The following is a 12,237-nucleotide window of genomic DNA, read 5'->3' on the forward strand; positions in this document are numbered from 1 at the left end:
AGAAAGGTATGAATCCTCGAACGTGCGCGGCACTTACCGCGGCAACCGGCCCGTTGCGCGGCCCCGCATCCTCAACCGACAAAGGTGCGTCGCTTACCATCGAACCCCGTGCCCCACGACGAGCGACCGCAGCCGATCCTGCGCTTGGTCGCCGTCGTTGCCGGGCTAGCGGGCCTGCTGTTGTGCCTCGTGGTGCCGTTGCTCCCGGTCAAGCAGACCACCGCGACCATTCTGTGGCCGCAGGGCACGGTCGACGGACACATCACTCAGGTCACCTCGCCCCTGGTATCCGGGGCGCCGCGGGCCCTCGACATCTCCATTCCCTGCCCGGCGATGGCCACCCTGCCGGACAGCGGCGGATTAGTGGTCTCGACATTGCCGACCGGCGGCGTGGACCCGGGTAAGAACGGCCTGTTCGTACGGGCCGACAAGGACGTGGTCGTCGTCGCGTTCCGCGACACCGTGGCCGCGGTGGCCAAGCGCTCGGCGATCGGCGCCTGCAGCGTGCTGCACGTCTGGGCCGACGCGGGCGCGGCCGGGGCGGACTTCGTCGGCATCCCCGGCGCCGCCGGCGTGCTGCCCGCCGAAAAGAAGCCGCAGGTCGGCGGTATCTTCACCGACCTGAAGGTCGCGCCGCAACCGGGGCTGTCGGCCCGGGTCGATATCGACACCCGCTTCATCACGGCGCCGACGGCCCTCAAGAAGCTGGTGATGGCCGCCGGGGTGCTGGCGGTCCTGGTCGCCATCGTCGCGCTGGCGATGCTGGATCGCCACAGCCGCGGTGGCACCCTGGTCAACTGGCGCTCCCCGGTGGCGTGGCTGTCCCGGTACCGCCCCGGTGAGCAACGGGCCAACTGGTGGCGGGTCGGCTGGGCCGCTTGGCTCAGCGACGTGGGCGTGATCGCGACGCTGCTGTTGTGGCACGTCATCGGCGCCACCTCGTCCGACGACGGCTACAACCTGACCATCGCGCGGGTAGCCCCGAAGGCCGGCTACGTGGCCAACTACTACCGCTACTTCGGCACCACCGAGGCGCCGTTCGACTGGTATCTCGCCGTGCTGTCCAAGCTGGCGGCGGTCAGCACCGCAGGCGTGTGGATGCGGCTGCCGGCCACGCTGGCCGGTATCGCCTGTTGGCTGATCCTTAGCCATTGGGGGCTGCGCCGGCTCGGGCCCGGCAAGGGCGGACTGGGATCCAACACGGTGGCGGTGCTCACCGGCGGCGTGGTGTTCCTGGCCGCGTGGCTGCCGTTCAACAACGGCCTGCGCCCCGAGCCGCTGATCGCGCTCGGCGTGATTGTCACCTGGATGCTGGTGGAGCGTGCGATCGCGCTGCAACGGCTGGCTCCCGCCGCGGTAGCGATCGTGGTCGCGATGCTCACCGTGACGCTGGCACCGCAGGGGTTGATCGCCGTCGCGGCCCTGTTGACCGGGGCCCGGGCCATCGCGACGATCATCCGGCGCCGACGGGCGACCGACGGGCTGCTCGCGCCACTGGCCGTGCTGGCGGCGTCGCTGTCGCTGATCCTGGTGGTGGTGTTCCGCAGCCAGACGCTGGCGACGATCGCCGAGTCGGCCCGCATCAAATACAAGGTCGGGCCGACGATCGCGTGGTACCAGGACTGGCTGCGCTACTACTTCCTCACCGTCGAGTCCAACCCCGACGGATCGATGGCGCGGCGCTTCGCGGTCCTGGTGCTGTTCCTCTGCCTGTTCGGCATGCTGATGGTGCTGCTGCGCCGTGGCCGGGTGCAAGGGCTGGCCAGCGGCCCGGCCTGGCGGTTGATCGGCACCACCGCGCTCGGGCTGCTGCTGCTGACGTTCACGCCGACGAAATGGGCGGTGCAGTTCGGCGCATTCGCCAGCCTGGCCGGAGCGCTCGGCGCGATCACCGCGTTCGCCTTCGCCCGGATCGGTCTGCACAGCCGCCGCAACCTGGCGCTGTACGTGACCGCCCTGCTGTTCGTGCTGGCAGTCGCCACGTCGGGCGTCAACGGCTGGTTCTACGTCGGCAACTACGGGGTGCCGTGGTTCGACATCCAGCCCGTCGTCGCCAGCCACCCGGTGACGACGATGTTCCTGGCGCTGTCGATCGCGACCGGACTGCTGGCCGCATGGCTGCACTTCCGGATGGACTACGCCGGGCACACCGAGATCAAGGAGAGCCGGCGTAACCGCGTCTTGGCATCCACTCCGCTGTTGATCGTCGCGACGATCATGGTGCTGGGCGAGGTCGGCTCGCTGGCCAAGGGCGCGGTGTTCCGCTACCCGCTCTACACCACGGCCAAAGCCAACCTGGCCGCGCTGGAGTCGGGGCTCTCGAAGACCAGCTGCGCGATGGCCGACGACGTGCTGGCCGAGCCGAACCCCAACCTCGGCCTGCTGCAACCTGTTCCGGGACAGACGTTCGGACCTGACGGCCCGCTCGGGGGCGTTAACCCGGTCGGGTTCAAACCCGGCGGGGTGGGCGACGACCTGCGGTCCTATCCGGTGGTGACCAAACCCGGGGTGGTGAATTCCGACGCGTCCCCCAACAAGCCCAACGCCGCGATGAGTGACTCCGCGGGGACCGCCGGCGGGAAGGGCCCGGTCGGGGTGAACGGGTCGAACGTGGCCCTGCCGTTCGGCCTCGACCCGGCCCGCACCCCGGTGATGGGCAGCTACGGCGAGAACTCGCTGGCGGCCACCGCCACCTCGTCCTGGTATCAGCTGCCGCCGCGCACACCGGACCGGCCGGTGGTGGTGGTATCCGCCGCGGGCGCCATCTGGTCGTACAAAGAGGACGGCACGTTCACTTACGGGCAGTCGCTGAAACTGCAGTGGGGTGTCACCCGCCCCGATGGGACCACCCAGCCGCTCGCCGAGGTGCAGCCGATCGACATCGGGCCCGAGCCGGCGTGGCGCAATCTGCGCTTCCCACTGACCTGGGCGCCGCCGGAGGCCAACGTGGCCCGCATCGTCGCCTACGACCCGAACCTCAGTGAGGATCAGTGGTTCGCGTTCACGCCGCCGCGGGTCCCGGTGCTGCAGACCCTGCAGCAGCTGATGGGATCGCAGACGCCCGTGCTGATGGACATCGCCACCGCCGCGAACTTCCCGTGCCAGCGGCCGTTCTCCGAACACCTCGGCGTTGCCGAACTTCCCGGCTTCCGCATCCTGCCCGACCACAAGCAGACGGCGTCGTCGTCGAACGGGTGGGAGGCCAGCGAGACCGGCGGGCCGTTCCTGTTCACCCAGGTGATGCTGCGGACGTCGACGATCTCGACCTACCTGCGCGGCGACTGGTATCGCGACTGGGGATCGGTTGAGCAGTATTTCCCGTTGGTGCCGAGTGATCAGGCGCCGGATGCCGTGATCGAACAGGGTGTGATGACCGTGAACGGCTGGAGCCGCCAGGGACCGATTCGGGCGTTGCCATGAGCATCGTCGTCGACAGACCGGCCGAGGCCGCCGCCCGTGACGACGTCCGGGTGACCCGGTGGGTCGCCACGATCGCCGGATTGATCGGCTTCGTATTGTCGGTCGCCACACCGCTGCTGCCTGTCGTGCAGACCACCGCGATGCTGAACTGGCCTCAAAACGGCCAGTTCAACAGCGTGACGGCTCCGCTCATTTCCCTGAGCCCGGTCGACGTGACGGCCACCGTGCCGTGCGACGCGACGCGCGGGCTGCCGCCCGAGGGCGGCGTGGTGCTGAGCACCGCACCCAAGAAGGGGAAGGACGCGGCGCTCAACGCGCTGTTCGTCGTCGTCAACGCCAAGCGCGTCGACGTCACCGACCGCAACGTGGTGATCGCCAGTGCGTCGCGCGCGCAGGTGGAGTCCACACAGTGCCAGCGCATCGAGATAACCTCCACGCGTGCCGGCACTTTCGCCACCTTCGTCGGGCTGACCGACCCGGCCGGCAAGCCGCTCGGCGGCGGATTCAACGACCCCAATTTGCGCCCGCAGATCGTCGGGGTCTTCACCGATCTGACCGGCCCGGCGCCGCCGGGATTGCGCTTCTCGGCGACCATCGACACCCGGTTCTCCACCACCCCAACGACATTGAAGCTGCTGGCAATGGTCGGCGCGATCCTGTCGACGATCGTCTCGCTGGTCGCGCTGTGGCGACTGGACCAGCTTGACGGTCACCGGATGCACCGGCTGATCCCGACGCGCTGGCGCAAGTTCACCCTCGCCGACGCCACGGTGATCTTCGGGTTCGTGCTGTGGCACGTGATCGGGGCGAACTCGTCGGACGACGGCTACATCCTGGGCATGGCCCGGGTCGCCGATCGCGCCGGCTACATGTCCAACTACTTCCGCTGGTTCGGCAGTCCGGAAGACCCGTTCGGCTGGTACTACAACTTGCTGGCGCTGATGACCCATGTCAGCGACGCCAGCCTGTGGATGCGACTGCCCGACTTGATCGCCGGGCTGGTGTGCTGGCTGCTGCTCTCGCGTGAGGTGCTGCCCCGGCTGGGGCCCGCGGTGACGTCGAGCAAGGCCGCGAACTGGGCGGCGGGCCTGGTCCTGCTGACCGCGTGGATGCCGTTCGACAACGGGCTGCGCCCCGAGCCGATCATCGCGGTGGGTTCGCTGATCACCTACGTGCTGATCGAGCGCTCGATGTGCGCCTCTCGGCTGACCCCGGCGGCGTTGGCGGTGATCACCGCGGCATTCACGCTGGGCGTCCAGCCGACCGGTCTGATAGCGGTGGCCGCGCTGGTCGCCGGTGGCCGTCCGATCCTGCGCATTCTGGTCAAGCGGCATCGCCTGGTCGGCACCTGGCCGCTGGTGGCCCCGATCCTGGCCGCCGGCTTCGTGATCCTCACCGTGGTATTCGCCGACCAGACGCTGTCAACGGTGTTGGAAGCCACCAGGATTCGCACCGACATCGGGCCCAGCCAGGCCTGGTACACCGAGAACCTGCGCTACTACTATCTGATCCTGCCGACCGTGGACGGTTCGCTGTCACGCCGGTTCGGCTTCCTGGTCACCGCGCTGTGCTTGTTCACCGCGTTGTTCATCATGTTGCGGCGCAAGCGAGTTCCCGGAGTGGCGCGCGGCCCGGCCTGGCGGCTGATGGGTGTCATCTTCGGCACCATGTTCTTCCTGATGTTCACCCCGACCAAGTGGGTGCACCACTTCGGGCTGTTCGCCGCGGTGGGTGCGGCGATGGCCGCGCTGACGACGGTGCTGGTGTCGCCGAAGGTGCTGCGCTGGTCGCGCAATCGCATGGCGTTCCTGGCGGCGCTGATGTTCGTGTTGGCCTTGTGCTTCGCCACCACCAACGGTTGGTGGTACGTGTCGAGCTATGGCGTGCCGTTCAACAGTTCGATGCCGAAGGTCGGCGGAATCTCAATCAGTACAATCTTTTTCGCACTCTTCGCGATTACCGCGGTGTACGCGGCGTGGTTACACTTCGCCGACCCGAGCCACGGCGAGGGCCGGTTGGCGCGGGCACTGACGGCGGCGCCGATCCCGATCGCGGCCGGCTTCATGGCGCTGGTGTTCATCGCGTCGATGACGGCCGGCATCGTGCGTCAGTACCCCACCTACTCCAACGCCTGGGACAACTTGCGTGAATTCAGCGGCGGCTGCGGGCTGGCCGACGACGTGCTCGTCGAGCCGGACAGCAATGCCGGCTTCATGGCGCCCGTCAAAACCGCGGAGCCGGGTGATTACGGCCCGTTGGGCCCGCTGGGCGGAGTGAACCCAACGGGGTTCAGCCCCAACGGGATACCGGAACGCACCCTGGCCGAAGCGGTGCGGGAGACCGCGGTCCCGCAGCCCGGTACCGACTACGACTGGTACGGGCCGACCAAGCTCACGGCGCCGGGCGTCAACGGGTCACTACTCCCGTTGCCCTACGGGCTGGACCCCGCGCGGGTGCCGGTGGCCGGCAGCTACACCAGCGGCGCGCAACAGCAGAGCAGGCTCACCTCAGCGTGGTACCAGCTGCCGAAGCCGGACGCCGGGCACCCGCTGGTGGTGGTGACCGCCGCGGGCACGATCGCCGGCAACAGCATCCTGCACCACCACACCGGCGGGCAGACCGTGGAACTGGAATTCGGCTTGCCCGGACCCGGCGGCACCGTGGCGCCGGGTGGCCGACTGGTGCCGTACGACCTGTACGGGGAACAGCCCAAGGTGTGGCGCAATCTTCGCTTCGCGCGCTCGGCGATGCCCGCAGACGCCGTCGCGGTGCGAGTGGTGGCCGAGGACCTGTCCCTGACGGCCGACGACTGGATTGCGGTGACCCCGCCGCGGGTGCCGGAACTGCGCTCGTTGCAGGAGTACGTCGGCTCGACGCAGCCGGTGCTGATGGACTGGGCGGTCGGGTTGGCGTTCCCGTGCCAGCAACCGATGTTGCACGTCAACGGTGTCACCGAGATCCCGCGGTTCCGCATCACCCCGGACTACAACGCCAAGAAGCAGGACACCGACACCTGGCAGGACGGCGTCAACGGCGGCCTGCTGGGCATCACCGACCTGCTGCTGCGTGCCCACGTGATGTCGACCTACCTGTCCCACGACTGGGGCCGGGACTGGGGGTCACTGCGCCGGTTCGAGACGATCGCCGACGCCCAGCCCGCGCAGCTCGACTTGGGCACCGCGACGCGCACCGGATGGTGGTCGCCCGGCCAGATCCGGATCAAGCCCTAAAAGGGCCCGACGAAAACGGCTGCCTTGCAAGGGTTTTACGAAATGCGGAAATCATAATTAGTCACCGGTCGAATAGAGCTATTAAATTGGCACAGGTGTAATTCGCTGAATTGGTTTAAATTCAGCAAATAAGGGTCAATACCTACTCCGCTGTGATCCGGGTAACACAGCAGGGGAGGGATCGAGGACCTTATGCACACACGAACACGCCGCGCCGGATACCGGGCGGCATTCATAGCGGCCATGTCGACGGTGGCGACAACGGGGATCGCCACCGCGGGGGCCGAAGCCGGGACAACAGTCGTTTTGGACAGCAAATTGCGGCGTTGCGATTTCAGTCTGGTAAGTACCGTACCTATGGTGCCGCAATCTGCCCTCGGCACCGGGTCGGTCATTGTCCATTCCGCCGGAGGGAAAGCGATTGCCGAGGTGCACTTGTCGGACGCGCCCGAACCGGGAGCCCATTTCGACGTCGGCTTGATTCAGGAACCCCGGCCGGGGTCGGGTGGCTGTGGTCCCGGGGATCCCGGGACCGCGTTTTCCGGGATGGACACCGACCCCGCCGGCGGCGCAACGGTGACCGTTTCCGACACCATCCGCCCAGGCACGACGGGCGTCTGGGTCGTTATCCAGCGTCCGAATCCGCACTCGCAGAGTCCGGCCGAGTTCTACACCTCGGAGTTCGTCGCGCCGGTCTAACACCCACTGGCCGGCGCAACACCGTCACTGGTAATGGTGATGCGTCAGCTCCGACTGCATTGCGGCTACCCGTTCGCGTACCTGCTCGTCGGACCGTCGCTGCTCGGCCGCCGTGACGACGATGGCATCCGAACCCGGAAACACCGTCGCCTCGTGGCCACTGGCGAGCCAGCGCACCACAAACGGTGGTGCACCGTTCGCGCCGCGCACCTCGATGATCAAGCCGCGCTGATCCACTACCCCGGTCGTGGTGCCCTTGAGCACGAGCCAGTCACCCACGTCGGCCTTCATCGCCGTCTCCCTCGCTCTGTGACCTCTGGGCCGATCATGCGCCCGGCTCGCACGCTCGGCGAGGGCCGTAAGTCACCACTGACGAATTTCCCAACCGAACGGGACTTCCGTCCCTACCGCAGCACGCCATCGAATGCTGCGATGAGGGTGAACAACCAGCACACCACGGAGGCACGGCAATGGACGCTTCACCGCAAGCGCAGGCCAAGACACGCATGTTCGCCCGCGTGCTCGGCCCGTTCCTGGTCATCGTCGACGTCACGGCCGTGGCGCGCGCGTCGGACATGCAGGCGGTCCTTTCAGACTTCGAGGCAAGCCCGCTGTGGTCGTGGGTGGCTGGTGCCTTCATCCTGGCCTTCGGCCTGGTCATCGTGGCGACCCACCAGTATTGGAACGGCGCCGCCGCGATCATCGTGTCGCTGACGGGCTGGCTCATCACGCTGCGCGGCGTGCTTCTGTTGGCCTTTCCCAAGGCCTTCGCGACGGTCGCCAGCAGCATGATCGGTGCGCAGGGATGGTGGATGGCGATCTGCATCGCATTCGCGCTGGTGGGGCTGTACCTGACCTACGCCGGCTGGGTTCCGCTACCGCATCGGCCGGAGCCGCAGGCCGTGAGCACCGATCCGCAGTTACCCCGAGCCGCCTGATCGAGTCCTGATCGAGCCGAGAGGTAACGATGACCGCGGCAGCAGAACACATCCCGCAGCGGACCACCAGGATGCCCGCTGCGTTACGCAACGGCGTGCCCAGCGACTTCGACGACTCGGCGGCGATCGCGGAGGCAGCCGTCGAGGATATGCGGACGGTGGGAAGCGGGACGGCCGTCCTGGTGGTGAAACGCGGTCCCAATGCCGGATCGCAGTTCCGATTGGATCAGCCCGTCGTCACGGTCGGCCGGCATCCCGCCAGCGACGTATTCCTCGACGACATCACGGTCAGCCGCAGGCATGCCGAATTCCGCAGGGAAGACGGCAAATTCCACATCGTCGACCTCGGCAGCCTGAACAAGACCTATCTCAACCGTGAGCGTGTCGACTCGGCTGTGCTCAGCGACGGCGACGAGATCCAGATCGGCAATTTCCGTCTGCTCTTTCTTGTCGGGCCGGTGAAGAGCTGAACCGTACGGCGCAGCGTCTTCACCCGGAGTCCGGGCTGTAATACCGTCGCGGGATGAGCGACTACGACGTTGAGGCCGTGGACCGGCTGCCCTTCTGGACCGAGGAAAAGTCGCGGCGCTACCAGACGGACAACTACACCGGAGCGGTCGGCCTGAACTGGTACCGCACCGACCCCACGCTGCAGTTCACGATGGCCTACTATCTGCGGCCGGATGAATTAGCGGTCGTAGAGCCACATTTGACCAGTATCGGTGAACTGATGGGCGGCCCGGTCGCCCGCTGGGCGGAGGAAACGGACCGCAACCCGCCGCGGCTGGAGCGCTACGACCGGTGGGGACACGACGTCAGCCAGGTCGTCATGCCGACGTCGTTCACCCAGTCCAAGCGCGCGGTGCTGGCGGCTCAGCAGGCACTGCGCACCGACGCGCGGGCCGCGAAGGTGAGCTCCGGGCTGGCGCTGTTCGCGTCCAACTATCTACTCAACCAGGCCGACATCGGGATGGGCTGCGCGCTGGGCACCGGCGGCGGCATGGTCCAGTCGCTGGTGGCCGCCTACGCGCCGGCCGACGTGGCCGAGCATGTGCAGGCCAAGTTCGCCTCCGGTGAATGGGCCGGCGAGACCGCGCAGCTGCTGACCGAACGCACCGGCGGCTCCGACCTCGGGATGCTGGAGACGACGGCACGGCGCAGCGGTGACTCGTGGTTGCTCAACGGATTCAAGTGGTTTGCGTCCAACTGCGCCGGCGAGGCATTCGTGGTGATGGCCAAGCCGGAGGGGGCGCCCGACTCCACCCGCGGCATCGCCAACTTCCTGGTGCTGCGCACCCGCCGCGACGGTTCGCGCAACGGCGTGCGGGTGCGCCGGCTCAAGGACAAGCTCGGCACCCGCTCGGTGGCGTCCGGCGAGGTCGAGTTCGTCGACGCCGAGGCGTTCCTGTTGTCCGGTGAACCAAGTGGCCCGGATGCCCAGACGGGCCCCTCCGATGGCAAAGGCCTGAGCCGGATGATGGAGTTGACCAACGCCGCGCGCCTGGGCATCGCCTTGTTCGGGCTGGGCAATGCGCGCCGCGCCCTGGTCGAGTCGCTGTGCTATGCGCGGCAGCGGCACGCGTTCGGCGGCGCGCTGATCGACAAGCCGTTGATGCGACGCAAACTGGCCGAGTTGATCGTCGACGTCGAGGCCGCCCAAGCAATGGTTTTCGACGGCACCGGCGCCGCCAACCATCGCCAGCCGCGCAGCGTGCGCCAGCGCATCGCGGTGCCCGTCACCAAGCTCAAGGTGTGCCGGCTGGGCATCACGGCGGCCTCGGACGCGATCGAGATCCACGGCGGCAACGGCTACATCGAAACCTGGCCGGTGGCACGGCTTTTGCGCGACGCACAAGTGAACACGATTTGGGAAGGGCCCGACAATATCCTGTGTCTCGATGTGCGCCGCGGCATCCAGCAGACCCAGGCGCACGAGACGCTGTTGGCGCGGTTGCACGACGCGGTGTCGGTCTCCGATGACGACGAGACCACCGGGCTGGTGGCGCGCCGCATCGAGGACCTGGATGCCGCGATCACGGCCTGGACCAAACTCGACAGCACCGTCGCCGAGGCGCGTCTGTACCCGCTGGCCCAATTCATGGGTGACGTGTACGCGGGCGCGCTGCTGATCGAGCAGGCGGCCTGGGAGCGGGAGACCCGCGGCGGTGAGCGCAAGGCGCTGGTGGCCCAGCTTTACGCGCAGCGGTATCTGGCCGATCGCGGACCGCTGCGCGGCATCGACGCCGAGTCGGACGAAGCGCTGGATCGGTTCGACGAGTTGGCGGCCGGCGCGCTGGTCATGCCGAGCGTGAACTGAGCGACGCCGAAACGGCGTGTCGCGTCGTAAGACTCACACTCGGCGTGGTGGCTAGAGCGGAAGCAGACTGTGCTTTCGTCCGACGCGGAACCAGATCTGCTTGTCTCGCAACAGATGGAGCGACTTACGGATCAACAGCCGGGTCTGGTGCGGATCGATGACCGCATCGATGAAGCCGCGCTCGGCCGCCGTCCACGGGATCGCCATGTTGAGGTTGTAGCCCTCGATGAAGTCCTTCTTGATCTGCTGGGCTTCGGGCGTCGTCGGGTCGGGGAACCGCTTCATCAGCAGCTGGGCAGCGCCCTCGGCGCCGATCACCGCGATGCGCGCGGTGGGCCAGGCGAAGTTGAAGTCGGCAGTCAGCTGCCGGGATCCCATCACGGCATAGGCGCCGCCGTAGGACTTGCGGATCGTGATCGTGACCTTTGGTACGTCGGCCTCCACGACCGCGGACAGGAACCGGCCGCCGCGTTTGATGATGCCGTTGCGCTCCTGCTCGGCCCCCGGCAGGAAGCCGGGAGTGTCCACGACGAAGATGAGCGGGAGCTCGAAGATGTCGCAGAACCGGATGAAACGTGTTGCCTTGTCCGAGGCTTCGTTGTCGATCGACCCGGCCAGGAACATGGGCTGGTTGGCGATCACTCCGACCGGACGCCCGTCGACCCGGGCGAACGCGGTGATGATCGCGGGCCCCTGCTGCGAGGCGACTTCGAGAACATCGCCGTCGTCGAAGATCCGTAGCAGAATCTCGTGCATGTCGTACGCCGCGTTGTCGGAGTCCGGGATGATCGCGTCGAGTTCCAGATCGGTCGGGGTGATCTCGGGCTCCAGCCCGGGATTGACGACCGGCGGTTTGTCGAAGATGTTGGACGGCAGGAATGACAGGAAGTCGCGGACGTACTGAAACGCCTCGGCCTCGGTGTCGACCACGTGATGAATGTTGCCGTAGCGGGCCTGGACATCGGCGCCACCGAGCTCGTCGAGCGTGATCTCCTCGCCGGTGACTTCCTTGATCACGTCGGGCCCGGTGACGAAGAAGTAGCCCTGGTCGCGCACCGCGACGAGGAGATCGTCCTGGATGGGCGAATACACCGCTCCCCCGGCGCATTTGCCGAAGATGAGGGAGATCTGGGGCACCACTCCGGACAACGCTTCGTGACGGCGGCCCAGCTCGGCGTACCACGCCAGCGAGGTGACCGCGTCCTGGATGCGGGCACCACCGGAGTCCTGGATGCCGATGATGGGGCAGCCGACCATCGCGCACCACTCCATCAGCCGGGCCACCTTGCGGCCGAACATCTCGCCGACGGTGCCCTGGAAGACGGTCTGGTCGTGAGAGAACACCCCGACCGGGCGCCCGTCGATCATGGCGTGGCCGGTGATGCAGCCGTCGCCGTAGAGCGCGTTGGGGTCGTTCGGGGTCTTGGCCAGCGCCCCGACTTCCAGGAAGGTGCCCGGGTCGACCAGTGCGTGGATGCGGGACCGGGCGCTGGGGATGCCCTTCGCGTCGCGCTTGGCGGCGGCCTTCTCGCCGCCGGGCTCCTTGGCCAGTTCCAGACGAGTGTTGAGCTCGGCTAGCTTCTCGGCCGTGGTGTGGACGACAGGAGCCGGCCCAGGCGCTACATCCGTCACT

At 67.5% G+C, this 12,237-nt stretch carries 8 protein-coding genes; 6 read left to right on the forward strand and 2 right to left on the reverse strand.

The window, feature by feature from the left end:
- Positions 1-108 precede the first annotated feature (108 nt).
- The 3 genes from AC5Y5O_RS10390 (at position 109) to AC5Y5O_RS10400 (ending at position 7,349) form a co-directional block, all read left to right on the forward strand.
- On the forward strand, positions 109-3,420 hold the full coding sequence (locus tag AC5Y5O_RS10390; protein WP_096290589.1) for an arabinosyltransferase domain-containing protein: 3,312 nt from the start codon (positions 109-111) through the stop codon (positions 3,418-3,420).
- Positions 3,417-6,650: an arabinosyltransferase domain-containing protein gene (locus tag AC5Y5O_RS10395; protein ID WP_096290590.1), complete on the forward strand. Its 3,234-nt coding sequence runs from the start codon at positions 3,417-3,419 to the stop codon at positions 6,648-6,650. Before AC5Y5O_RS10390 ends, AC5Y5O_RS10395 begins: the two co-directional genes overlap by 4 nt.
- Before the next feature lie 192 nt (positions 6,651-6,842).
- Positions 6,843-7,349 (forward strand): hypothetical protein, encoded by a 507-nt coding sequence (locus AC5Y5O_RS10400; protein ID WP_096290591.1) that lies wholly within the window; start codon positions 6,843-6,845, stop codon positions 7,347-7,349.
- A 24-nt stretch (positions 7,350-7,373) separates the two neighbouring features.
- Here AC5Y5O_RS10400 and AC5Y5O_RS10405 read toward each other — a convergent pair whose 3' ends face one another.
- On the reverse strand, positions 7,374-7,640 hold the full coding sequence (locus AC5Y5O_RS10405) for a DUF1918 domain-containing protein (RefSeq protein WP_096290592.1): 267 nt from the start codon (positions 7,638-7,640) through the stop codon (positions 7,374-7,376).
- Between the two features lie 179 nt (positions 7,641-7,819).
- Here AC5Y5O_RS10405 and AC5Y5O_RS10410 point away from each other — a divergent pair, with 179 nt between their 5' ends.
- From AC5Y5O_RS10410 to AC5Y5O_RS10420, 3 genes are all read left to right on the forward strand, one after another.
- The gene (locus AC5Y5O_RS10410; protein ID WP_096290593.1) at positions 7,820-8,287 is read left to right on the forward strand and encodes a hypothetical protein; all 468 of its coding nucleotides are present in this window, start codon (positions 7,820-7,822) and stop codon (positions 8,285-8,287) included.
- A gap of 71 nt (positions 8,288-8,358) precedes the next feature.
- A complete protein-coding gene (locus AC5Y5O_RS10415) occupies positions 8,359-8,757 on the forward strand; it encodes an FHA domain-containing protein (RefSeq protein ID WP_500025130.1) in 399 nt (132 codons plus the stop codon).
- Between the two features lie 53 nt (positions 8,758-8,810).
- On the forward strand, positions 8,811-10,604 hold the full coding sequence (locus AC5Y5O_RS10420; protein WP_096290595.1) for an acyl-CoA dehydrogenase family protein: 1,794 nt from the start codon (positions 8,811-8,813) through the stop codon (positions 10,602-10,604).
- 51 nt (positions 10,605-10,655) lie between these two features.
- On the opposite strand, the gene AC5Y5O_RS10425 is transcribed toward AC5Y5O_RS10420, so the two are convergent.
- Positions 10,656-12,236: an acyl-CoA carboxylase subunit beta gene (locus AC5Y5O_RS10425; RefSeq protein WP_096290596.1), complete on the reverse strand. Its 1,581-nt coding sequence runs from the start codon at positions 12,234-12,236 to the stop codon at positions 10,656-10,658.
- Position 12,237: the final 1 nt, after the last annotated feature.

It is taken from the genome of Mycobacterium sp. NGS40, assembly GCF_059812735.1.